This window comes from Paracoccus albicereus (genome assembly GCF_024359525.1).
GTDB lineage: Bacteria > Pseudomonadota > Alphaproteobacteria > Rhodobacterales > Rhodobacteraceae > Paracoccus > Paracoccus albicereus.
In genome coordinates this window covers 26,989-50,654 of record NZ_JAKZEU010000009.1, presented here as the reverse complement: position 1 = coordinate 50,654, position 23,666 = coordinate 26,989, and the positions used below count along the sequence as shown (strand labels likewise).

The 23,666-nt window shown below is 64.8% G+C and carries 23 protein-coding genes; 18 read left to right on the top strand and 5 right to left on the bottom strand.

What is annotated here, in order from left to right; genetic code table 11:
* Nucleotides 1-72: 72 nt before the first annotated feature.
* On the bottom strand, nt 73-1,248 hold the full coding sequence (gene tuf / locus MLD63_RS17455) for an elongation factor Tu (RefSeq protein WP_255331190.1): 1,176 nt from the start codon (nt 1,246-1,248) through the stop codon (nt 73-75).
* 240 nt (nt 1,249-1,488) lie between these two features.
* On the opposite strand from tuf, the gene MLD63_RS17450 reads away from it, so the two are divergent.
* The 3 genes from MLD63_RS17450 to MLD63_RS17440 all read left to right on the top strand — a co-directional run bounded on the left by MLD63_RS17450 (nt 1,489) and on the right by MLD63_RS17440 (nt 3,615).
* Nucleotides 1,489-2,430 carry a tellurite resistance TerB family protein gene (locus MLD63_RS17450; RefSeq protein ID WP_255331189.1) on the top strand — a complete coding sequence of 314 codons (942 nt, stop codon included), beginning with the start codon at nt 1,489-1,491 and terminating at the stop codon, nt 2,428-2,430.
* A 127-nt stretch (nt 2,431-2,557) separates the two neighbouring features.
* Entirely contained in the window at nt 2,558-3,010 is a 453-nt protein-coding gene (locus tag MLD63_RS17445) for a c-type cytochrome (RefSeq protein ID WP_255331188.1), read from the top strand.
* On the top strand, nt 3,007-3,615 hold the full coding sequence (locus tag MLD63_RS17440; RefSeq protein WP_255331187.1) for a cytochrome b/b6 domain-containing protein: 609 nt from the start codon (nt 3,007-3,009) through the stop codon (nt 3,613-3,615). Before MLD63_RS17445 ends, MLD63_RS17440 begins: the two co-directional genes overlap by 4 nt.
* Here MLD63_RS17440 and parC read toward each other — a convergent pair.
* On the bottom strand, nt 3,612-5,888 hold the full coding sequence (gene parC, locus MLD63_RS17435) for a DNA topoisomerase IV subunit A (protein WP_255331186.1): 2,277 nt from the start codon (nt 5,886-5,888) through the stop codon (nt 3,612-3,614). The genes MLD63_RS17440 and parC overlap by 4 nt on opposite strands.
* A gap of 134 nt (nt 5,889-6,022) precedes the next feature.
* Here parC and MLD63_RS17430 point away from each other — a divergent pair, with 134 nt between their 5' ends.
* The 7 genes from MLD63_RS17430 (at nt 6,023) to MLD63_RS17400 (ending at nt 10,997) form a co-directional block, all read left to right on the top strand.
* Nucleotides 6,023-6,550 carry an SH3 domain-containing protein gene (locus MLD63_RS17430; protein ID WP_255331185.1) on the top strand — a complete coding sequence of 176 codons (528 nt, stop codon included), beginning with the start codon at nt 6,023-6,025 and terminating at the stop codon, nt 6,548-6,550.
* Nucleotides 6,551-6,552: 2 nt separating this feature from the next.
* On the top strand, nt 6,553-7,374 hold the full coding sequence (locus MLD63_RS17425; protein WP_439957689.1) for an SDR family NAD(P)-dependent oxidoreductase: 822 nt from the start codon (nt 6,553-6,555) through the stop codon (nt 7,372-7,374).
* A gap of 35 nt (nt 7,375-7,409) precedes the next feature.
* Entirely contained in the window at nt 7,410-7,610 is a 201-nt protein-coding gene (locus tag MLD63_RS17420) for a twin transmembrane helix small protein (protein WP_255331184.1), read from the top strand.
* Nucleotides 7,610-8,185 carry a cob(I)yrinic acid a,c-diamide adenosyltransferase gene (locus tag MLD63_RS17415; RefSeq protein ID WP_255331183.1) on the top strand — a complete coding sequence of 192 codons (576 nt, stop codon included), beginning with the start codon at nt 7,610-7,612 and terminating at the stop codon, nt 8,183-8,185. The genes MLD63_RS17420 and MLD63_RS17415 overlap by 1 nt, the downstream gene beginning before the upstream one ends.
* Before the next feature lie 109 nt (nt 8,186-8,294).
* Nucleotides 8,295-9,053, top strand: coding sequence for an electron transfer flavoprotein subunit beta/FixA family protein (locus tag MLD63_RS17410; RefSeq protein ID WP_255331182.1), 759 nt, complete (start codon nt 8,295-8,297; stop codon nt 9,051-9,053).
* Nucleotides 9,053-9,979: an electron transfer flavoprotein subunit alpha/FixB family protein gene (locus MLD63_RS17405; protein WP_255331181.1), complete on the top strand. Its 927-nt coding sequence runs from the start codon at nt 9,053-9,055 to the stop codon at nt 9,977-9,979. The genes MLD63_RS17410 and MLD63_RS17405 overlap by 1 nt, the downstream gene beginning before the upstream one ends.
* A 142-nt stretch (nt 9,980-10,121) precedes the next feature.
* Nucleotides 10,122-10,997 (top strand): 3-hydroxybutyryl-CoA dehydrogenase, encoded by an 876-nt coding sequence (locus MLD63_RS17400; RefSeq protein ID WP_255331180.1) that lies wholly within the window; start codon nt 10,122-10,124, stop codon nt 10,995-10,997.
* A 2-nt stretch (nt 10,998-10,999) separates the two neighbouring features.
* Here the strand turns inward: MLD63_RS17400 and MLD63_RS17395 are convergent, their stop codons facing one another.
* From MLD63_RS17395 to MLD63_RS17385, 3 genes are read right to left on the bottom strand one after another with little or no spacing between them, the layout of a single operon-like run.
* Nucleotides 11,000-11,605 carry a 2-dehydro-3-deoxy-6-phosphogalactonate aldolase gene (locus MLD63_RS17395; protein ID WP_255331179.1) on the bottom strand — a complete coding sequence of 202 codons (606 nt, stop codon included), beginning with the start codon at nt 11,603-11,605 and terminating at the stop codon, nt 11,000-11,002.
* Entirely contained in the window at nt 11,602-12,474 is an 873-nt protein-coding gene (locus MLD63_RS17390) for a 2-dehydro-3-deoxygalactonokinase (protein WP_255331178.1), read from the bottom strand. Before MLD63_RS17390 ends, MLD63_RS17395 begins: the two co-directional genes overlap by 4 nt.
* 57 nt (nt 12,475-12,531) lie before the next feature.
* The gene (locus MLD63_RS17385; RefSeq protein WP_255331177.1) at nt 12,532-13,473 is read right to left on the bottom strand and encodes a LysR family transcriptional regulator; all 942 of its coding nucleotides are present in this window, start codon (nt 13,471-13,473) and stop codon (nt 12,532-12,534) included.
* A gap of 178 nt (nt 13,474-13,651) precedes the next feature.
* Between MLD63_RS17385 and chvE the strand changes: the two genes are divergently transcribed.
* The 8 genes from chvE to ytfQ are packed head-to-tail and all read left to right on the top strand — an operon-like array spanning nt 13,652 to nt 23,654.
* The gene (gene chvE / locus MLD63_RS17380; protein WP_255331176.1) at nt 13,652-14,707 is read left to right on the top strand and encodes a multiple monosaccharide ABC transporter substrate-binding protein; all 1,056 of its coding nucleotides are present in this window, start codon (nt 13,652-13,654) and stop codon (nt 14,705-14,707) included.
* Between the two features lie 51 nt (nt 14,708-14,758).
* Nucleotides 14,759-16,279: a multiple monosaccharide ABC transporter ATP-binding protein gene (gene mmsA, locus MLD63_RS17375; RefSeq protein ID WP_255331175.1), complete on the top strand. Its 1,521-nt coding sequence runs from the start codon at nt 14,759-14,761 to the stop codon at nt 16,277-16,279.
* A 3-nt stretch (nt 16,280-16,282) separates the two neighbouring features.
* Nucleotides 16,283-17,476, top strand: coding sequence for a multiple monosaccharide ABC transporter permease (gene mmsB, locus MLD63_RS17370; protein WP_255331174.1), 1,194 nt, complete (start codon nt 16,283-16,285; stop codon nt 17,474-17,476).
* A 1-nt stretch (nt 17,477) separates the two neighbouring features.
* Nucleotides 17,478-18,470, top strand: coding sequence for an AraD1 family protein (gene araD1, locus MLD63_RS17365; protein ID WP_255331173.1), 993 nt, complete (start codon nt 17,478-17,480; stop codon nt 18,468-18,470).
* A gap of 9 nt (nt 18,471-18,479) precedes the next feature.
* Nucleotides 18,480-20,222 carry an L-arabinonate dehydratase gene (gene araD, locus MLD63_RS17360; protein ID WP_255331172.1) on the top strand — a complete coding sequence of 581 codons (1,743 nt, stop codon included), beginning with the start codon at nt 18,480-18,482 and terminating at the stop codon, nt 20,220-20,222.
* On the top strand, nt 20,222-21,133 hold the full coding sequence (locus MLD63_RS17355) for a Gfo/Idh/MocA family protein (protein ID WP_255331193.1): 912 nt from the start codon (nt 20,222-20,224) through the stop codon (nt 21,131-21,133). The genes araD and MLD63_RS17355 overlap by 1 nt, the downstream gene beginning before the upstream one ends.
* A 10-nt stretch (nt 21,134-21,143) precedes the next feature.
* Nucleotides 21,144-22,652 carry an aldehyde dehydrogenase (NADP(+)) gene (locus tag MLD63_RS17350; protein ID WP_255331171.1) on the top strand — a complete coding sequence of 503 codons (1,509 nt, stop codon included), beginning with the start codon at nt 21,144-21,146 and terminating at the stop codon, nt 22,650-22,652.
* Between the two features lie 42 nt (nt 22,653-22,694).
* Entirely contained in the window at nt 22,695-23,654 is a 960-nt protein-coding gene (ytfQ, locus tag MLD63_RS17345) for a galactofuranose ABC transporter, galactofuranose-binding protein YtfQ (protein ID WP_255331170.1), read from the top strand.
* Nucleotides 23,655-23,666: the final 12 nt, after the last annotated feature.

Sequence of the window (23,666 nt, the reverse complement as noted above, 5' to 3'; positions counted from 1 at the left end):
ACGACAAGGCCCGCCCCTTCGGGACGGGCCTTTCGCCTTTGGCGACGCGGGATCGCTCCCGCGTGCGTCAGATCACTTCAGGATCTTCGCGACCACACCGGCACCCACGGTGCGGCCGCCTTCGCGGATGGCGAAGCGCAGCTTCTCTTCCATCGCGATCGGCGCGATCAGCTCGACCGTGAACTTCAGGTTGTCGCCCGGCATCACCATCTCGGTGCCCTCGGGCAGCTTCACCGTGCCGGTCACGTCCGTCGTGCGGAAGTAGAACTGCGGGCGGTAGTTCGCGAAGAACGGCGTGTGACGGCCACCCTCTTCCTTGGTCAGGATGTAGGCTTCGGCTTCGAACTCGGTGTGGGGCGTGACCGAGCCGGGCTTGGCCAGGACCTGGCCGCGCTCGACGCCGTCGCGTTCCACGCCGCGCAGCAGCGCGCCGATGTTGTCGCCGGCTTCCCCGCGATCGAGCAGCTTGCGGAACATCTCGACGCCGGTGCAGGTCGTCTTCTTCGTCGGACGGATGCCCACGATTTCCAGTTCGTCGCCCACGTTGACCGCGCCACGCTCGACCCGGCCGGTGACCACGGTGCCGCGACCCGAGATCGAGAACACGTCCTCGATCGGCATCAGGAACGGCTGGTCCACGGCGCGCTCGGGCGTCGGGATGTATTCGTCGACGGCCGCGATCAGCGCGCGGATCGAGTTCTCGCCGATCTCGGGATCACGGCCTTCCATCGCGGCCAAGGCCGAGCCCTTGATGATCGGGATGTCGTCGCCCGGATAGTCGTAGGACGACAGCAGCTCGCGCACTTCCATCTCGACCAGTTCCAGCAGCTCCTCGTCATCCACCTGGTCGACCTTGTTGAGGTAGACGACCATGTAGGGGATGCCCACCTGACGACCCAGCAGGATGTGCTCGCGCGTCTGCGGCATCGGGCCGTCGGCGGCGTTCACGACCAGGATCGCACCGTCCATCTGGGCGGCACCGGTGATCATGTTCTTCACGTAGTCGGCGTGGCCGGGGCAGTCCACGTGCGCATAGTGGCGGCTGTCGGATTCGTATTCGACATGCGCCGTCGAGATGGTGATCCCGCGCGCCTTTTCCTCGGGGGCGCCGTCGATCTGGTCGTAGGCGCGGAAGTCGCCGAAATACTTCGTGATCGCAGCCGTCAGCGTCGTCTTGCCGTGGTCAACGTGACCGATCGTCCCGATGTTCACATGCGGCTTCGTGCGTTCGAATTTTGCCTTTGCCATGACGGCCTCCTGTCGTGGGGCATGGCGAATTTCTGGCCCCGATTGATGCTGGGCCGCGATGTATTCGGCGGGCCCGGAAAAATCAAGGGCACGCGGCGTCTTGGCAGGGTTTCGTGTCTCTATCACGTGACGGTGCGCGGCATGGCGTCGAGCGGAACCCGGAAACCGTTGATCGCGTTCGCAATCCGGACGTTGCCGCACATCCCGCGGCACCGATGTTGATCGATGTTGGAGGATGAGATGAGCCTGATGAAAACCCTCGCGCGTGTCGCCGCTGGTGTGGTGCTGGCGAAAGGAGTCGGCGCCGTGATGAAAAACCAGCAAAGCGGATCGCGCAGCAGCTCTGGCCGTCAGACTGGCGGTGGGATTCTGGGCGACCTGCTGGGCAACAACATGGGCCGCGACGGCAATCGGTCGTCGGGCTCTGGCGGTCTGAGCGAAATGCTTGGTCAGGTGCTTGGCGGCGGAAATACGGGGGGCGGAAGCCGGTATGGCGGCGCGCATTCGACCGGTGCGCGCGGGGGTCTTGGCGGACTGCTCGACCAGCTGACCAACTCGTCGAGCAGCACTCGCGGCGGGTCCGGCTCCGGCGGACAACTTGGCGGACTGCTTGACCAGATGCGCGGCGGCACCCGCAGCGACAACGCAAGCGCGGGCGGTGGTCTGGGTGATGTGCTGGGCGGCCTTTTGGGCGGTGCAGCGGCCGGTGGCGCGGCCGATCGGTTGGCACGCAAGGACTCTCAGCCTCAAAACGAAGCGAGCTTTGGCGAGTTGTTCAACGACGCCATCGTCCGCGGCGACGAACCGGAAGTTGCGCCGACGCCCGAACAGAATGCGGTTGCCGGTCTGATGCTGCGCGCCATGATCCAGGCGGCCAAGTCCGACGGCAAGATCGACGATGCCGAGAAAGAGCGTCTGATGGGTGAGTTCGGTTCGCTCGACGAGGAAGAGCGACAGTTCATCCGCGACCAGATGGCCGCGCCGGTCGATCCGCAAGGTCTGGCGCGTGAAGTGCCGTCCGGTCTTGAGGCGCAGGTTTACATGATGTCGCTGATGGCGATCGACTTCGACAGTCGCGCCGAGGCCGAGTATCTGCACGCGTTAGCCCAGGCCATGGGTCTGAATCAGCAGGTCGTGAACCAGATCCACGATCAGGTCGGCGTGCAGAATCTTTACGCCTGACAAGGATCGGGCCGCCAACCCCATGAAGATCAACCAAATGTGTGGTCGGCGGCTCGCTGGCAGATTGAATTAGATCGCGTCCGTGGCATTCTTGCCCCGTCAGAAACCCAGCCAAGGAGTGTGCCGGATGAAGATCCTGCTTGCCGCCGCAGCCATCATGTCGATGCCCGTGATCGTTCATGCGCAGTCGGTCGAGGACGCGATCGAAGCGCGTCACGGCTTTTACAAGATGCTTTCGATCAACATGGGCACCCTTGCCGGGATGGCGAAGGGAGAGATCGAGTACGACGAGGCTGCGGCCTCGCGCGCTGGCGCCAATATCGAGGCGCTGGTCGGCTACGATCTGCCGAGCCTGTTCGTCGAGGGATCGTCGATGGACGACAATATGGAAAGCGCGGCGAAACCCGAAATCTGGGACAATCCCGACGATTTCGCAGCCAAGTTTGAGGATCTTCGCAGCGCAGCGGCAGGCGCATCCGACGCAGTGATGGGCGGACAGGAAAACGTCGGTCCCGTGGTTCAGAAACTCGGCGCCGCCTGCAAGGCGTGCCACGACGAATATCGTCAACCCGAGACATGAGCCGGTCCGACCCTGCATCGACGCCCGTGCAGCCGGTCGAAGTGAGATTGTGGGACCCGCTTCTGCGCGGGTTCCACTGGTGTCTTGCCACCCTGGTCGTGACGAACCTTTTTCTGGGACATTTCGGGCCGGCCGTCATGACCCTGCATTTCTGGGTTGGATACGGGATTATCGCCCTTCTGGCGTTCCGGTTGGTCTGGGGTTTCGTCGGGCCTGCCGAGGCTCGGTTCTCGAACTTTCTGCGGGGACCCGGTGCGGTCACTCGCTACGCCAGCCACATGTTCCGCAGAGAGCCGAGCTATTGGCCGGGCCATAACCCGATGGGGGCCCTGTCGGTTATCGCCATGTTGGCGTTGCTCGCCGCGCAAGTGTCGACCGGCCTGATCTCGGACCCCGAAGACTACATCAATGTCGGACCGCTGGCCGGTGAGGTTGCAAGCGCCACCAGCCGCAAGGCGGTCGGATGGCATCACCTGGGTGGCACACTGATCCTGATCCTGGTGATCCTGCACATCGGGATCGTGCTGTTCTATCGCTTCTGGAAGCGAGAGGACCTGATCATGCCGATGATCACCGGCCGCAAGGACGTCATCCGGCGCGGCTAGTCGAATCGGTTGTCCTTCGGAAAGCCGCGCGGAACCGTCCGTCCTACCGATGCGCGGCGGCCCAGCCACTCATCCAGCACCGTTTCGGTGCGCGTCCGTCCGGCGGGGTCCAGCCACGACAGGCCTTCAGCCAACGTGATGCAGCGCGCGTCAGACAGGCGATCGTCGGGGACAAGGCCGCCTCCGCCCGGATATTTCTGCAGACGCACACCCTTGCCCCGAGCCATCTCTGGCAGCTCGGTCAAGGGGAAGATCAGCAGTTTGCGGTTGCTGCCGACCACGGCAACGTGGTCGCCCGCGACGGATCGACACACCGCAGCCTCGCCGTTCAGGACCTGCTTGCCGCTTCGCGTCTGAGCAAGGATGTCGCCTGCGCCCACGACGAAACCGTCACCGGCCTTGGAGGCGATCAGATAGCGTTCGCCCTCGCGCCACGGAAACAGCGCGACGACCTCGGCCTCGTTCGGAAGATCGACCATCAGGCGGACGGGCTCGCCGGTGCCGCGTCCGCCGGGAAGCGTGCTGGCCGGCAGGGTATAGAAGCGACCGTTCGACGCGAAGAGCATGACCTTGTCGGTGGTTTCGGCATGCAGGGCGAAACCGGGTCCGTCGCCGTCCTTGAACTTCTGCTCGCCGTCCAGCGGCTGATGGCCCTTCATCGCCCGGATCCAGCCCATCTTCGACAGGATCACCGTGATCGGTTCACGCTCGATCATCGCATCCATGTCGATGGGCTGGACATCCTCAACCTGGGTGATCGCTGTGCACCGCTCGCCTTCCGGTTTGGATTTGCCGAAGAGGCCGCGCACCTCGCGCAACTGCTCGGCGATACGGGACCATTGCGCATCCTCATCCGACAGCATCGCTTCCAGCGCGGCGCGTTCGTCGATCAGCGCATCACGCTCGGCACGCAACTCGATCTCTTCCAGCTTGCGCAACGCGCGCAGGCGCATGTTCAGGATCGCTTCGACCTGCACGTCCGACAGTCCGAACTCGGCCATCATGGTGGCCTTGGGATTGTCGTCGTAGCGGATGATCTCGATCACGCGGTCAAGGTTCAGATAGGCGACGAGATAGCCTTCCAGCACCTCGAGCCGCGCCGCGATCTTGGCCAGCCTGTAGTTTGCACGACGCACCAGAACCTCGCGACGGTGGTCGAGGAAAGCGCGCAGAACTTCCTTAAGCGAGCAGACCTTGGGCACGCGCCCGTCGATCAACACATTCATGTTTAGGCTGAAGCGGCTTTCCAGATCGCTCACGCGGAACAGCGCGGCCATCAGTTGATCGGGATCGACGGCCCTCGTCTTCGGCTCAAGCACGATCCGGATATCTTCGGCGGATTCGTCACGCACATCGGCGAGGATCGGAACCTTGCGGGTCTGGATCAACTCGGCCAGACGCTCGATAAGCTTGGATTTCTGGACCTGATAGGGGATCTCGGTGACGACGATCTGCCATCCGCCGCGGCCCAAATCCTCGCGTTCCCACCGTGCACGGATGCGGAAGGCGCCGCGACCCGTGCGATACGTCTCGGCGATGCTTTCCGGGCTTTCAATGATGATGCCGCCGGTCGGGAAATCGGGTCCCTTGACGAGGTTCGCGATGGTGTCGTCGCGTGCATCGGGCGTTTTGATCAGATGCAGACAGGCGTCCAGGACTTCGTGCAGGTTATGCGGCGGAATGTTCGTAGCCATGCCGACCGCGATGCCCGAAGCGCCGTTGGCGAGCAGATTCGGAAAGGCGGCCGGCAGCACAACCGGTTCGTCCAGCGTGCCGTCGTAGTTGGGGCGGAAATCGACCGCGTCTTCGGCCAACCCCTCCATCAGCGCCTCGGCCGCCAGTGTCAGGCGTGCCTCGGTGTAGCGTTCGGCGGCCGGATTGTCGCCGTCGATGCTGCCGAAATTGCCCTGCCCGTCGACGAGCGGATAGCGCATGGCAAAATCCTGGGCGAGCCGCGCCATCGCATCATAGATCGCGGCGTTGCCGTGCGGATGATAATTGCCCATCACGTCGCCGGTGATCTTGGCGGATTTGCGGAACCCGCCCGTCGGCGCCAGGCGCAACTCGCGCATCGCATAAAGGATCCGTCGATGCACCGGCTTCAATCCGTCACGCGCATCGGGCAGCGCGCGGTTCATGATCGTCGACAGCGCATAGGTCAGATACCGCTCGCCGATTGCGCGCGACAGCGGCTCGGGGATCAGGTTCGTGGGCGCGGGTTCGCCGGCAGGGTCTGCGCCCGGGACATCGTCGGGATCGATCTCGTCTGACATGGCCCCGGCATAGGACGCGACGCAGTTTCGGTCCAGCGCGAAAAACGGACACAAGCTCATGTCGTCGCAGGAACGCAGGTTCGCCAAATGCGTTAACAGGCCGGGCCTGCCGACGAATCCGTGGTGCGAGGGACATGATCCGGTTGATACTTCTGACCCTTGTGGGTCTGTTCGGCGCGTTCATCCTGTGGGGTGAACCGGGCGCGCGAGACGCTCAGCGTGCAACTGACGCCGAGGTCGCGGCCTCCTCCGAACCCGCCTCACCCGAGGCAACGGAGGCCGAAGAAGAGGCCGTCGATGACTCGGCCGTTAGCGCCGAGACGGCCGAGCCTATCGTCGCAGCAGAAGCGCAGACCCCCGAGCAGGTTCAGGACTACCCGGGTCCGCCCCTGCGCCCATCTCCCGAGCACGAAGGTGAAGGGGAGGAGGCAGTAGCCGATCTCGCCCCAGCCAACGCCGGGGCAGTGCTGTATGTCACCGGCACGCGTGTGAACTTCCGCGCCGGTCCCTCGACGAATGATGCGGTGATCGGAGCATTGAATGGTGGCAGCCCGGTCGAGGCTTTGGGCGAGCCAAGCGGGGGCTGGATCAACATCCGCGACGCTCAAGGGCGCACGGGCTACATGTCGGCTGACTTCCTCTCCGCAGAGCGCCCGAACTGACCGTGCGGGGCCGCGTTCTCATCACCGGTTGCTCGTCCGGGATCGGTCTGGATGCCGCGCGGCACCTTTCCACGAGGGGCTGGCAGGTGGTCGCCTCGTGCCGAAATCCCTCTGACGTGGTAGCGCGGCGATCCGAAGGATTGCAGAGCATCGTTCTGGATATCGCGGATCCCGACAGCATCACTGCCGCGGTCGGTGCGCTGCTGGCCGACGGGCCGTTGGACGGTTTGGTGAACAACGCGGCCTTCGCCCTGCCCGGGGCGGTCGAGGATATCCCGCGCGACGCGCTCCGCTCGATCTTTGAGACCAATCTCTTCGGCACGCATGATCTGACAACGCGCTTGATCCCGCATTTTCGCAAGCGCGGGGCAGGTCGGATCGTCAACATCTCGTCTGTTCTCGGCCTTGCCGGCATTCCGTGGCGCGGGCCGTATGTGGCGACCAAGTTCGCGATGGAGGGTCTGACCGATGTCCTGCGGCTGGAGATGGCTCACACCGGCGTCGAGGTGATTCTGATCGAACCGGGACCGATCACGTCGAAGATACGGCAGAACGCGATCCCGCATTTCGAACGCTGGGTGGACTGGCGCGCCAGCGCGCGGGCCGACCAGTATCGCGAAACGCTGCTGAAGCGGCTTTACGAACCAAAGGGGCGCGATCGGTTCGAATTGCCCGCGCGCGCTGTCAGCACGCGTATCGCCCATGCGCTGGAAAGCCCGCGTCCGCGCGCCCGATATTACGTGACCACACCAACATGGGCGATCGGCGTCGCGCGGCGGGTGCTGTCCTCGCGCGCACTGGACTGGCTCACCCGGCGGGGATAGGGTGGCCGCCTCACCGGAAAACCCCGGAGACGATCATGAGCACCGAACCCCTCTTCCTCCTTGCCGTCATCGCAGTCCTTGCCGTGACGATCATCCTGGCCACCGGCATCGGCGGCTTCGCCAAGGGTGGCGAGTGGAACCGCAAACACGGCAACAGGATGATGCGCTGGCGGATCATCGCACAGGCGGTCGCCGTGGCGATCATGCTTCTGGTGCTGTGGTCGCGGGGTCAGTGATGGTCGTCCTGAACCGCATCTACACCCGCACCGGCGATGGGGGTGACACTGCGCTGTCCGATGGCAGCCGCGTCGCCAAGCACGATCCGCGGGTCGAGGCTTACGGCACGGTGGACGAACTCAATTCGGTTCTGGGGATCGCGCGGCTTCATGCCGAAGGTGATCTGATCCAGCGGCTCTCGACGATCCAGAACGACCTGTTCGACCTGGGCGCCGATCTGGCCCGTCCGAACATGGCGGCGGATGGCGAGGCGGGCTACGAGGTCCTGCGCATCGTCCAGTCGCAGGTCGAACGCCTGGAGGCCGAGATCGACGCGATGAATGCGGACCTGAACCCGCTGCGCAGTTTCATCCTGCCCGGCGGTTCGACCATTTCAGCGCACCTGCATCACGCCCGCACCGTCGCGCGCCGGGCCGAACGCCGCGCGACCGAGCTTGCCGCCTCGACCGGCGATGCCAATCCCGCGGCCGTTCGATACCTGAACCGTTTGTCGGATTGGCTCTTCGTTGCGGCGCGTTCCGTCAATGACGGCGGACGGGCCGACATATTGTGGGTGCCGGGCGCCAGTCGTTAGCTTGACGTGCGCGTAAACGCAGCGTCAGTTCTTTTGACCCTGTAAAACTTGGGCGACGCTGGCTAATTGAAGGTCGAGATGTGATGACGCAATTGAGGGAGAAGGACGCATGAAGGTACTCGTGCCGGTCAAGCGTGTGATCGACTACAACGTGAAGGCGAAGGTGAAGTCCGACGGCTCCGGCGTCGATCTGGCGAACGTGAAGATGTCGATGAACCCTTTCGACGAGATCGCTGTGGAAGAGGCGATCCGGCTGAAGGAGAAGGGCGCGGCAGAGGAAGTGATCGTCGTCTCCGTCGGCGTCAAGCAGGCGGCCGAGACGATCCGCACGGCGCTGGCGATGGGGGCCGATCGGGGCATCCTGGTTGTGGCGGCCGATGACGTGCATCAGGACATCGAACCCCTCGCGGTGGCGAAGATCCTGAAGGCGGTGATCGATCAGGAACAGCCGGGCCTGGTCATCACGGGCAAGCAGGCGATCGACAACGACATGAACGCCACCGGCCAGATGCTGGCGGCATTGCTGGGCTGGGGTCAGGCGACGTTTGCCAGCAAGCTGGACATCGATGGCGACGCCGCCAAGGTCACGCGCGAGGTCGATGGCGGCCTGCAGACGATCAGCGTGAAGATGCCCGCCATCGTGACCGCCGATTTGCGCCTGAACGAGCCTCGCTACGCGTCGCTTCCGAACATCATGAAGGCCAAGAAGAAGCCGCTGGACGAAAAGACCGCGGCCGATTTCGGCGTCGATGTCTCGCCGCGGCTTGAAATCGTCTCGGTCAAGGAGCCCGAAGGCCGCAGCGCCGGGATCAAGGTCGGGTCGGTGGACGAGCTGGTCAGCAAACTGAAAGAAGCGGGGGTCGTGTGATGGCTGTTCTTCTGCTGGGTGAAGTCACGAATGGTGAACTGAACGGCGACGCGACCGGCAAGGCTGTCGCCGCGCTGAAATCCCTGGGCGATGTCACGGTTCTTTGTGCCGGTGCGTCGGCGAAGGCCGCAGCCGGGGATGCGGCGAAGATCGACGGCGTGGCCAAGGTTCTGGTCGCCGAGGATGCGCGCTATGGCCATCGTCTGGCCGAGCCGACGGCGGCGCTGATGGTCGCGCTGGCCGGCGATTACGATCACATCGCGGCCCCTGCCACGACCGACGCCAAGAACGTGATGCCTCGTGTGGCGGCGCTTCTGGACGTGATGGTGATCCCCGATGTCTCGGCGGTGATCGATGCCGACACGTTCGAGCGCCCTGTCTATGCGGGCAACGCGATCCAGACGGTGAAATCGAAGGACGCCAGGAAGGTTCTGACCGTTCGCACGACCAGCTTCGATGCGGCGGGCGAGGGTGGTGGCGCGCCGGTCGAGGATGCGACGCTGGCCGACGATCCGGGTCTGTCGTCCTGGATCGCCGACGAGGTCGCGGAAAGCGATCGGCCGGAACTGACCTCGGCGGGGCGTGTGGTCTCTGGCGGACGCGGCATCGGCTCGAAGGAGAATTTCGAGATCGTCGAGAAGCTGGCCGACAAGCTTGGCGCCGCGGTCGGCGCCTCACGCGCGGCGGTCGACAGTGGCTACGCGCCGAACGACTGGCAGGTCGGCCAGACCGGCAAGGTCGTGGCGCCTGAACTTTACGTCGCGGTGGGTATCTCGGGCGCGATCCAGCACCTCGCCGGCATGAAGGACAGCAAGGTCATCGTCGCGATCAACAAGGACGAGGAAGCCCCGATCTTCCAGATCGCGGATTATGGCCTGGTGGGCGATCTCTTCACGCTTGTGCCGGAACTGACCGAGAAGCTGTAAGGCGCAATTGGCAAAGCACAGGACCGCCCGGGCTTCCGTCCGGGCGGTTTTCATTTGGCGGCGGGGCCGGGGATGCGGATTGATCCTGCCGTCTGACGGCCCTATCGTCCCGGGCGCAAGCCCTACAACGGAAAGCGGACAGATGACGATTCAATCGGTTGGCGTGATCGGCGCGGGACAGATGGGCAACGGCATCGCACATGTCTTTGCGCTGGCGGGCTATGACGTCCTGATGACCGACATCAGCCAGGAGGCGATGGACAAGGCCCTGTCGCTGATCGAGAGAAATCTGGATCGTCAGGTCAGTCGTGAACGCATCAGCGAAGACGACAAGAAGGCCGCGATGGGCCGGATCCGGACGACGAAGCAGCTCTCTGATCTTGGCCAGACCGATCTGGTGATCGAGGCCGCGACAGAGCGTGAATCCGTCAAGCAGGCCATCTTCGAGGATCTGGTTCCGCATCTGAAACCCGAGACGATCCTGACCTCGAACACATCCTCAATCTCGATCACGCGGTTGGCCAGCCGGACCGATCGACCCGAAAAGTTCATGGGCTTTCATTTCATGAACCCGGTCCCCGTGATGCAACTCGTCGAGCTGATCCGCGGCATCGCGACCGATCAGAAGACCTATGATCTGATGCACGGGGTGGTCGAGAAACTTGGCAAGACCGCGGCCACGGCCGAGGATTTTCCGGCCTTCATCGTGAACCGCATCCTGATGCCGATGATCAACGAGGCGGTCTACACGCTCTACGAGGGCGTCGGGTCGGTGAAGTCGATCGACGAGTCGATGAAGCTCGGGGCCAACCATCCGATGGGACCGTTGGAGCTTGCGGATTTCATCGGGCTGGACACCTGTCTGGCGATCATGAACGTGTTGCATGACGGGCTGGCCGACACGAAATACCGGCCCTGTCCGCTGCTGACGAAATACGTCGAGGCCGGATGGCTCGGTCGGAAGACCGGACGCGGCTTCTACGATTATCGGGGCGAGACGCCGGTTCCGACGCGCTGACCCTACTTCGTCGCTGCATCCCACGCGGCGACGATGTCGCTGGCTTTCGCGGCCACGGCGTCTGCACTGTCACCCGGCTTGTAGAGCGACGAGCCGATGCCGAACCCTGCCGCTCCCGCCTCGATCCATGTGGCCATGTTGTCCGCACTGACGCCGCCGACCGCGTAGAGTGGCATCGTAGACGGCAGCACGGCGCGCATCGCCTTCAAGCCTGCAGGGCCGATCAACTCCCCCGGAAACAGCTTCAGCGCGGTCGCCCCTGCCGCGGCGGCGGCGAAGGCTTCGGTCGGGGTCATGACGCCGGGATAGCTTTCCAGTCCCGCTGAAACGGTCGCGGCGATCACCGCCGGGTCGCAATTCGGGGAAACGATCATCCGTGCGCCGGTAGCCGCCACCGCCGCGACCTCGGACGGACGCAGCACTGTCCCGGCGCCGATTCGGGCGACGTCGCCGAAACGGTTCTGCAGCGTGGTGATGCTGGCCAGCGGATCGGGGGAATTCAGCGGCACTTCGATCATCGTGACGCCGGCATCGACTAGCGCTTGGCCGACAACTTCGACCTCGGGTGGGGTGATGCCACGCAGGATGGCGATCAGGGTACGGCTCATGACGTGCCTCCGGTGTTTTTCCAAAGCGCGTGAAGGCCGGCCAGCGTCACGGCCTCGGCGTCTGCCTCGACGACCTCGACACCCTGCGCGCGCAAGGCCCGCGCATAGAGCGCGGCAAGGCGTGAACTGCCCACGATGGCGACCTGCTGGCCCAGCCAGTAGGGTTTGGCGGCGGCAAGCTCCAGCCCCAGAAGCGCACCGGACAGGCGCGCGCCGGCAGAGCCCGGGGCAAGATCGGTCAGCAGGCTTTCGGCGCGCAGACGGAACAGGCCACCGAAGGCGCGGTGAGGCTGCGACAGGGCATCCGACAGGGCGGCATCGAAACCCGCATCGTCGTCCGGATCGCCGACGCTGTGACGCAGGACCGACTGCCGCGACAGAAGCGCAAAGATCTCGCCGGTCATCACGGTCTGGAAATGGCAGATCTCACCGGCTGATACGCGGACCCATTTCGTATGCGTGCCCGGAAGGCAGACCACACCGTCGAAATCGGGTCGCGCGGCAAGAAGTCCGGCAATCTGCGTTTCCTCGCCCCGCATGACGTCGGCCGGATCTGCCTGCGAGACGCCGCAGGCGATCCAGACGCGGTGACCTGGAACCCGCACCATCGCCGGCGTCGCTGCGACAGGTGCGGGGGCGTAGGGCGCCTCGATCCAGCCCTGCCGCGCGCCGACCATGCCGCAGGCGATGACAGTCGCGTCGCCCCAGCCTTCGGTCGCCTGCGCCAATGCCGGTGCAAATCCCTCGCGGTCGAGGACCCCCATGCCGCGATCGGTTTCGCGCCGGTCCAGCACCTCGGCGCCGCGCATCGCCCATACGCGCAGGTTCGTCGTCCCCCAGTCGGCGGCGATCCATTCGGGTTCGATCATCGGCACCTCCATGACTGTCACCAAATGCCCCACCGCGTCGTCCGCTTCAAGCTGCGCTCAGCGGTGAGTGCTGGTCCAGGTTCGCGTCGTGTCGCCCGCCGCATGATGTAACAACGCCTCGCGCAGCCGCAGGGCCAGCGCGGACAGGGGGCGTCGACGCAGGCTCAGCAGATAATAGGGTGAGACGCGCAGTTCGCGCGCGACCTTCAACCGTGCCATTCGCGCCATGACCGGCGGACCGATCAGCAGGTCGGCCACCTCGTCCGACAGCGGCGCGATGGCATCGCCCTGGGCCAGATAGGCGATGGTGAACAGAAGCGAAGGGCTGTTCAAGATATTGCCCGGCTCGGGCAAGCCGACGCTGCCGAAGGCGGCGATCGTCGCCTCGCGGATCGGCGAGCCGCGCTGCTGCATGATCCATTCCGACTCGGCCAGTTCGGTCAGCGTGACCGAGGGCGAACGCGCCAATGGATGATCGGCGCGCACCACGAAGCTGACCTTCTCGTCGCGCAACGGCACGATGTCGAAATCGCGGCTGTCGAATTCGGGCAGGATCCGGCCCAGCACGAAATCCATCTCACCCGCCGCCAGCTGGCCCAGCAACTCCCGCGAGGGCATGACATCGACGTTGATCTCCGCGCGCGGGGCCAACGCCTTCACCTCGCGCACGGCTGCGACGACATGGCTGACGGCAGGACCCGTCACGGCGCCAAGACTGACCGAGCCCGCCAACCCACCACGCAGCGCGTCGACCTCGGCGCCCATGCTGGCCATTTCGCGCAGGATCACGCGGGCGCGGCGCAGAACGGACCGGCCGATCTCTGTCGGCTCCATCCCGGTGGGTTGGCGCAGGAAGATCGGGGTGCCGATCTGCGCCTCGATCCCCGCCAGCATCCGCGACGCGGCGGGCTGGGTCATCGCGCAGGCATCGGCGGCCGCCTGAAGCTTGCCGTGGTCCGCGATGGCGCGAAGAAGTCGCAGCTGCGCGGGTTTCATCATCAGACGCTGAAGCGACGGCATACCACTTCCGTTATGCCAAAGGGCGAAGATGTAATTTTACGATTATCTCGCAGTCTTGCTAGCCTCTTGTTGCGGCCGGACCCGGCGGCAGGAGGACATGGCGGCACCGCGCCGTCGCAGGATGACGGGCGGCCAGGTCGCCTTTGGGGAGGACAGCATGAAACTGAGCAAGGCAGCCGTCGCGCTGGCGATCGGCGCATCCTTTTTCGCATTCGGGGCGGCGGCGAAAACCGTCGGGATCTCGATGCCCACGAAATCGTCGGCGCGCTGGATCGACGACGGTAACAACATGGTCAAGCAGTTCCAGGAAGCGGGCTACGAGACTGACCTGCAATATGCCGAGGACGACATTCCGAACCAGCTTGCCCAAGTCGAGAACATGATCACAAAAGGTGTCGACGTGCTGGTGATCGCGGCGATCGACGGCACCACGCTGTCGAATGCGCTGGCCAACGCGGCCGCCGCCGACATCAAGGTGATCGCCTATGACCGACTGATCCGCGACACGCCGGACGTCGATTATTATGCGACCTTCGACAACTTCAAGGTCGGCGTCGAGCAGGCCAATTCACTGGTCGCGGGCCTGAAGGAACGATTCCCGGACCAGAAGCCATGGAATGTCGAATTGTTCGGCGGCAGCCCCGACGACAACAACGCTTACTTCTTCTACGACGGCGCGATGTCGGTGCTGCAACCGCTGATCGACGACGGCTCGATCGCGATCCCTTCCGGTCAGATGGGTATGGACACGGTCGGCACGCTGCGCTGGGACGGCGCGGTGGCGCAGGCGCGGATGGATAACCTACTGTCGGCCAACTACACCGATACGCAGGTTCACGGCGTGCTGTCCCCCTATGATGGTCTGTCGATCGGGATCCTGTCTTCGCTGAAGGGCGTCGGCTATGGCTCGGGCGACATGAAGATGCCGATCGTGACCGGGCAGGATGCCGAGGTGCAATCGGTCAAGTCGATCCTCGCAGACGAGCAGTATTCGACTGTGTTCAAGGACACCCGCGAACTGGCCCGCGTCACAGTCGGCATGGTCGATGCGATGCTGAAGGGCGGCGAGCCCGAGATCAACGACACCGAAACCTACGACAACGGCGTCAAGGTCGTGCCGTCCTACCTGCTGGAGCCGGTGCCGGTCGACAAGTCGAACTGGGAACAGGTGCTGATCGAGTCCGGGTATTACACCAAGGACCAGATCGAGTGATCGGAGAGGGCCGCCCCCGCAAAGGGGGGGCGGTCCGTCCGGGGGAAGCCGATGACCGCACTTCTTGAAATGCGCCACATCACCAAGACCTTCCCCGGCGTGAAGGCCCTGGACGACGTCAGCTTGCAGGTGGCCGAGGGAGAGATCCACGCCATCTGCGGCGAGAACGGCGCCGGCAAGTCCACGCTGATGAAGGTGCTGTCGGGCGTCTATCCCGCCGGCAGCTACGACGGCGAGATCGTCTATGCCGGCGAGACGATGCAGTTCACCGGCATCCGCGACAGCGAGGATCGCGGCATCATCATCATCCACCAGGAACTGGCGCTGGTGCCGCTGCTGACCATCGCCGAAAACATCTTCCTGGGCAACGAGCGCGCGACCCGTGGCGTGATCGACTGGCCGGAAACCTTCCAGCAGACCGAAGCGCTGCTTTCGAAGGTCGGTTTGCGCGAAGCGCCGGGCACCCGCGTCGAAAGCCTCGGCGTCGGCAAGCAGCAACTGGTCGAGATCGCCAAGGCGCTGTCCAAGAACGTGCGTCTGCTGATCCTGGACGAGCCGACCGCCGCGCTGTCGGAAAGTGACAGCCAGGCGCTGCTGGACCTGCTTCTGGAACTGAAGGCGCAGGGCGTCACCAGCATCATCATCAGCCACAAGCTGAACGAGGTGCGCCGCATCGCCGACAGTGTGACGGTGATCCGTGACGGCGCCACGATCAGCACCATCGACGCGCGCGGCGGCGACCTGACCGAGGACCGGATCGTCCGCGATATGGTCGGCCGCAGCATGGAGAACCGTTTCCCGGATCGCGAGCGCCGCGCAGGCGAGGTCGTTTTCGAGTTGCAGGACTGGAATGTCTGGCATCCCGAACAGGCCGAGCGTCAGGTGATCCGGAACCTGTCCATGCAGGTCCGCGCCGGGGAGGTCGTGGGCATCGCCGGCCTGATGGGCGCGGGCCGGACCGAGCTTGCGATGAGCATCTTCGGGCGCAGCTATGGCCGCAACATCTCGGGCGAGGCTCTGGTGCGCGGCCGGCCGGTCGACGTGTCGACGGTGGACCGCGCGATCAATGCTGGCCTCGCCTACGTCACTGAGGACCGCAAGACGCTGGGCCTGATCCTTGAAGACACGATCCGCCGCAATACGGTCCTCGCCAATCTGGGCGCGGTCTCGCAGCGCGGCATCGTCGAGGAGCGGCGAGAGACGGAGGTGGCAGAGAAATACCGCCGCGCGCTGAACATCCGCACGCCATCCGTCTTCCAGAAGGTGCTGAATCTCTCGGGCGGTAATCAGCAGAAGGTGGTGCTGGCCAAGTGGCTGTTTACCGAACCCGAGGTGCTGATCCTCGACGAGCCGACGCGCGGCATCGATGTCGGTGCGAAATACGAGATTTACAACATCATCAACGATCTCAGCCGCGCCGGGAAGGCCGTCGTGATGATCTCGTCCGAGATGCCCGAGCTGTTGGGCATGTGCGACCGGATCCACGTGATGAACGAAGGTCGCTTCGTGGGCGAACTGGACGCCGAGGAGGCAAGCCAGGAAGCCATCATGTCGCTGATCGTGAGGGAGTAGGGCATGGCCGTGGAAACGACCGACCAGCACGCCGGAATCGGCATCGGCGCTTATGTCGCGCGCCATATCCGGGAATACGGGCTTCTCTTCGCCCTGATCGCGATCATGGTGTTCTTCCAGATCGTGACCGGCGGGGTGCTGCTGAAGCCCGTCAACATCACCAACCTGTTCCTGCAGAACAGCTACATCATCATCATGGCGCTGGGCATGCTGCTGGTGATCGTCGGGGGCAACATCGACCTGTCGGTCGGCTCGGTGATGGGTTTCATCGGCGCGCTGGCGGCGGTGATGATCGTCAGTTGGGACCTGCCGGTCGTCGTCGCGGTGATCGGCTGCCTGGTTTGCGGCCTCGCCATAGGCGGGGTGCAGGGCTATTTCGTAGCATATTGGAAGATCCCGTCCTTCATCGTGACGCTGGCTGGGATGCTTGTCTTCCGCGGGCTGTCGCTGTGGCTCTTGGCCGGGCAGTCGATCGGACCCTTCCCAAACAGCTTCCAGCTGCTCTCGACCGGATTCATCCCTGACGTCTTCGGCATCGGGCGCCCGAACGCGCTGGCGCTGACGGTCGGCGTGATCGCGGTCGCGGTCCTGATCTGGCTCGGCCTGCGCAACCGCGCCCGTGCCGCGCGCTACGGGATGGAGGACGAACCCTGGGGGCTGTTCGTCGTGCGCAACGCCATCGTCGCGGCGGCGCTTTTGTTCGTGACCTGGAAGCTCGCCTGGTTCCGAGGCATGCCCAACGTGCTCGTCTCGATGGTGATCCTGACGATCATCTATGTCTTCCTGACCGAGCGGACGATCATCGGTCGTCGCGTCTATGCGGTCGGCGGCAATGCCAAGGCGGCGAAGCTGTCGGGCATCCGGACCGAACGTCTGACCTTCCTGACCTTCGTCAACATGGGGCTGCTCGCCGCACTGGCCGGGCTGATCTTCGCCGCACGACTGAACACAGCGACCCCCAAGGCCGGCTTCGCGGTCGAACTGGACGTGATCGCGGCCGTCTTCATCGGCGGTGCGTCGATGGCGGGCGGGTCCGGCAAGATCGTCGGCGCGGTCGTCGGTGCCTTCATCATGGGGGTGATGAACAACGGCATGTCGATCATGGGCATCGGCATCGACTACCAGCAGGTCATCAAGGGACTGGTGCTTCTCGCTGCCGTCTTCTTCGACGTCTACAACAAGAACAAGGAAGCCTGACATGTGGCTCTCGCAACTGGCACTGACCGATGGCAGCCGCGCCGTGGCCTTCCGAACGGAAGATGCCGCGCGGATCGTCCCCGGGGCGACATCGACGCGTGATCTGGCACTGGATGCGATCGCCGCCGGTCGCGACCTTGCCAGCGAGATCGCATCGCGGGGCGAGGGTGAGTCCGTCCATCTGCAGGCCGCGCTGACCGAGGGGCGGATGCTCGCCCCCATCGACCACCCCGATCCCGCGCATCTGCATCTGACGGGCACCGGATTGACGCATCTGGGCTCGGCATCGACCCGCGACGCGATGCATCAGAAGGCGACCGAGGACGACGATCCGACCGACAGCCTCAAGATGTTCCGCATGGGCCTCGAAGGCGGGAAGCCTGCGCAGGGTCAGGTCGGCGTTCAGCCTGAATGGTTCTACAAGGGCAATGGTCATTCCATCACGGCGCCCGGTGCGGACCTGGAATCACCCGGCTTCGCGCTCGACGCGGGCGAGGAACCGGAACTGGCCGGGATCTACCTGATCGCCGACGACGGGCATCCGTTCCGGCTGGGCTTCGCGCAGGCGAACGAATTTTCGGATCACGTCCTGGAACGCGCGAACTATCTGTGGCTCGCCCATTCCAAGCTGCGTCCCGCAAGTTTCGGGCCGGAAATCCGTGTCGGTCCGCTGCCCGCCCATGTCGAGGGGCAAAGCAGGGTGATCCGCGACGGCGCCGTGATCTGGGAAAAGCCGTTCCTGTCGGGCGAGGACAACATGTCCCACACGATCGCTAATCTGGAACACCATCACTTCAAGTATGGTCTGTTTCGTCAGCCGGGCGATGTCCACGTCCACTTTTTCGGGACGGCGACGCTGTCTTTTGCCGATGGCATCGCGTCGCATCCCGGCGACGAGTTCGAGATCACCTGCCCGGATTTCGGCCTGCCGCTACGCAACCGCCTGCGTCAGCATGGCGACGAGGCAACGCCGCATGCCGTCCAGATGCTCTGAGGTTTATTGATGACGTTCAAACCCGCCCCTTGGCCGCGCAAGTTGCGTTCGCAGGAATGGTACGGCGGTACCTCGCGCGACACGATCTACCATCGCGGCTGGATGAAGAATCAGGGCTATCCGCACGATCTATTCGACGGTCGGCCCGTCATCGGGATCATGAATACCTGGTCCGATCTGACGCCCTGCAACGGCCATCTGCGCGAACTGGCCGAGAAGGTGAAGGCGGGCGTGTGGGAGGCCGGCGGTTTTCCGGTCGAGGTGCCGGCGTTCTCAGCGTCGGAGAATACATTTCGCCCCTCTGCGATGATGTTCCGCAATCTCGCAGCGCTCGCGACCGAGGAACAGATGCGCGGCCAGCCCATCGATGGTGCGGTGCTGCTGGTCGGCTGCGACAAGACGACGCCCAGCCTGATGATGGCGGCGGCATCCACCGATATCCCATCTATCGTCGTCACCGGCGGGCCGATGCTGAACGGCTATTTCCGGGGCGAGCGCGTGGGATCGGGCACCCATCTGTGGAAGTTTTCCGAAGCCGTGAAGGCGGGCGAGATGACGCAAGAGGAATTCGTCGAGGCGGAGGCGTCGATGAGCCGCTCGTCCGGCACCTGCAACACGATGGGCACCGCTTCCACGATGGCCAGCATGGCCGAGGCGCTGGGCATGGCGCTGTCAGGCAATGCCGCGATCCCGGCCGTGGACAGTCGCCGCCGGGTGATGGCGCAGCTGTCGGGGCGGCGGATCGTGCAGATGGTCAAGGACGACCTGAAGCCCTCGGACATCCTGACGAAGAAGGCTTTCGAGAACGCGATCCGCACCAATGGTGCCATCGGAGGTTCGACCAACGCGGTCGTGCATTTGCTGGCGCTGGCGGGACGGGTCGGCGTCGATGTGACACTGGACGACTGGGACAGGCTGGGTCGCGACGTCGCGACCATCGTGAACCTGATGCCTTCGGGCGAATACCTGATGGAGGAATTTTTCTACGCCGGTGGTCTGCCCGTGGTCCTGAAGCGGCTGGGCGAGGCCGGGCAATTGCACAAGGATGCGCTGACCGTCAGCGGCGGCTCGATCTGGGATGAGGTCAAGGATGTTATCAACCACAACGAGGACGTGATCCGCCCCGCCGACCGCGCGCTGACCGATCACGGCGGCATTGCGGTCCTGCGCGGCAACCTCGCGCCCAAGGGGGCGGTGCTGAAACCTTCGGCCGCGTCGGCACATCTGCTGACCCATCGCGGCCGTGCGGTCGTCTTCGAGGATATCGATGACTATAAGGCGAAGATCGTCGACGACGCGCTGGACATCGACGAGACCTGCGTGATGGTGCTGAAAAATTGCGGCCCGCGCGGCTATCCCGGCATGGCCGAGGTCGGCAACATGGGTCTGCCCGCGAAGGTGCTGAAGAAAGGTATCACCGACATGGTGCGGATCTCCGACGCGCGCATGTCGGGCACCGCCTATGGCACGGTCGTGCTGCACACCGCGCCCGAGGCAGCGGCGGGCGGACCGCTGGCCGTGGTTCGCGACGGCGACATGATCGAACTCGACGTACCGAACCGCCGCCTGCATCTGGACATCAGCGACGAAGAACTGGCCGCGCGGCTGGAGGCGTGGGTTCCCGCGCATGAAAGGCCGGAAAGCGGCTATGCCTGGCTGCACCAGGCGCATGTGATGGGTGCGGACACGGGTGCCGATCTGGACTTCCTGCTCGGCTGTCGGGGCCGAGACGTGGGCAAGGACAGCCATTGATAAAACTCGCGCTCGCAGGCATCGGCAAGATCGCGCTGGACCAGCACGTCCCGGCGCTGTCGGCCAGCCGGGATTGGGAGCTTGCGGCCACCGTCTCGCGCCACGGCACGGTGGAGGGCGTCGAGGCGTTCACCGAGATCGAGGCGATGCTGGACACCCGCCCCGACATCGAAGCCGTCAGCCTGTGCCTGCCGCCTGTGCCCCGGTTCGAGGTTGCGAAGGCTGTGCTGCGTGCCGGCCGCCACCTGATGCTGGAAAAGCCGGCGGGCGCGACCCTTGCCGAAGTCCATCGACTGCAGGCTATGGCCGATGCAGCGGGCGTCACGATCTACGCGACGTGGCACAGCCGCATGGCCGAAGGCGTCGCGGCCGCGAAGGCGTGGCTGGCGGACAGGAAAATCCACGAGGGCCGCATCACCTGGCGCGAGGACGTGCGCAAGTGGCATCCCGGTCAGGACTGGATTTTCGAGGCGGGCGGCATGGGCGTCTTCGATCCCGGCATCAACGCGCTGTCGATCCTGACCGAGATCCTGCCGATGCCGGTGCATCTGACCGCCGCGCGGCTGGCTGTTCCCGGCAACCGTCAGGCGCCCATCGCTGCAGAACTGACGCTGACCGGCGGCATCGCCGCCGATTTCGACTTCCGGCAGGAAGGCCCGCAGACTTGGGACATGGAGTTCGCGACCGACGCCGGGACAATGGCGTTGCGCATGGGCGGCAACGTGCTGGAGATCGACGGCGCTCGGAGAGAAGGCGCGGACAGCATCATGGGCGAATACCCGGCGCTTTATGCGCGGATGGCCGAACTGGTGCGGAACGGCGAGTCCGAGGTCGATCTTCGGCCGATGGTGCTGGTTGCCGACGCCTTCACGCTGGGTCGTCGCGAGACCGTGGAAGCTTTTGAATTTTGAAGGACAACGCATGACCTGGACACCCAAAGGCAAGCATCTGATCGCGGGCGAGTGGATCGGCGGGGGCGCGAGCTTCGCGTCCGATCCGGCCAGCGGGCCGTCGCATCGCTTCGCCTCGGGCAGCGCCGAACTTGTGGATCGCGCGGCGAATGCGGCCGAGGATGCGTTCTGGGATTATGCCGCGACCAGCCGCGCCGACCGCGCCACCTTTCTTGAGGCGATCGCGGACGAAATCGAGGCGCGGGCCGAGGCGATCACTGCGATCGGCACGCAGGAGACCGGCCTGCCGGAGGCACGATTGCAGGGCGAGCGTGGTCGCACCACCGGCCAATTGCGTCTGTTCGCGGACCACATCCGCCAAGGCGACTATCTGGACCGCCGCCATGATGCCGCGATGCCAGACCGCCAGCCGCTGCCGCGTCCCGATCTGCGAATGATCCAGCGACCCATCGGGCCGGTCGCGGTCTTCGGCGCCTCGAACTTCCCGCTCGCCTTCTCGACCGCCGGGGGTGACACCGCCTCGGCGCTGGCGGCGGGCTGCCCGGTCGTGATCAAGGGCCACCCGGCGCATCCTGGCACCGGTGAAATCGTGGCCGAGGCCATCGATGCCGCGATCCGCAGGACCGGCATGCCTGCGGGCGTCTTCAGCTTCATCCACGGCGACCGGCACGAGGTCGGCCAGGCGCTGGTCGAGCATCCCGCGATCAAGGCGGTGGGTTTCACCGGCAGCCTGCGCGGGGGTCGCGCGCTTTACGATCTGTGCGCAGCGCGACCCGAGCCGATTCCGTTCTATGGCGAGTTGGGCAGCATCAACCCCTGTTTCGTACTGCCCGAGGCTCTGGCCGCGCGCGGCGCCGAGATCGCCAAGGGCTGGACCGCCAGCCTGACCATGGGCGCGGGCCAGTTCTGCACCAACCCCGGACTTCTGGTTCTGCGCAGCGAGAATGCCGACGCATTTGCACAAGCCGCCGGCGCTGCGCTGACCGATGCGTCCGAGCAGGTCATGCTGACCGGCGGCATCGCGGACGCCTATCGCGACGGGGCGGCGCGCATCGCGGATCGTGCGAGTCCCATCCTCGAAACCGAGACGGAAGGCCGCAATGCGCGGCCCGCGATCTATCGCACCACTGCCGAGGATTTCATTGCCGATGAAACGCTGGGCGAAGAAGTGTTCGGCCCGCTGGGCCTGATCGTCACCACACGCTCGGACGACGAGATGTTGGACCTGGCGCGCTCGCTTCAAGGACAGCTGACCGCGACGCTACAGATGGACGGCCGCGACACGCCGCTCGCGGCGCGGCTGATGCCGATCCTTGAACGCAAGGCCGGGCGCATCCTCGCCAACGGCTGGCCCACCGGGGTCGAGGTCGCGGACGCGATGGTCCACGGCGGCCCGTATCCGGCATCCACGAATTTCGGCGCGACCAGCGTCGGCACGCTGGCGATCCGCCGCTTTCTGCGTCCGGTTTCGTTCCAGAACATGCCGGACGCTCTGCTGCCGGAAGATCTGCGGGACTGAGGAGGTCCCGTTTACCAAGGTCATACATCCAGGGAGGAAACCATGACCGCGAAGACACTGCTTACCACCGTCGCCGCGCTGGCGCTGACAGCCACCGCCGCCATGGCCGACGGAGAGACGATCGGCTTTTCGCAGATCGGCTCGGAATCCGGCTGGCGCGCGGCCGAGACGACGTTGACCCGCAACCAGGCCGAAGAGCGGGGCTATCAGCTGCAATTCTCGGATGCCCAACAGAAGCAGGAAAACCAGATCGCCGCGATCCGGTCCTTCATTGCCCAGGGTGTCGATGCGATCCTGCTGGCCCCGGTCGTCGCGACCGGGTGGGACTCGGTCCTGGCCGAGGCGAAGGAGGCAGAGATCCCGGTGGTCCTGCTGGACCGTCAGGTCGACAGCAGCGATGACATGTATCTGACCGCGGTCGGCTCGAACCTCGTGCATGAAGGCGAAGTTGCAGGACAATGGCTGGTCGACAATGTTGGCGATGAGGAATGCCGCATCGTCGAGCTGCAGGGCACGACCGGATCCAGCCCGGCAATCGATCGCAAGACAGGTTTCGAGAACGCGATCAAGGACCACGCGAACCTGGAGATCGTGCGCAGCCAGACCGGCGACTTCACCCGTGCGCAGGGCAAGGAGGTGATGGAGAGCTTCCTGCAGGCCGAGAATGGCGGCCAGGATATCTGTGCGCTTTACGCCCACAACGACGACATGGCGGTCGGCGCGATCCAGGCGATCAAGGAAGCCGGGCTGAAGCCGGGCGAGGACATCCTGATCGTATCCATCGACGGCGTGCCGGACATTTTCCAGGCGATGGCTGCGGGCGAGGCCAATGCCACGGTCGAACTGACGCCGAACATGGCCGGTCCTGCCTTTGACGCGCTGGAAGCCTATTGGGCGGATGGCACCGAGCCCGAAAAGTTCATCCAGACGGAATCGAAGCTGTACACGCAGGCCGACGATCCCGCCGGAGAATACGAAGCCCGCAAGGGTCTGGGTTACTGACAGGCATGACCC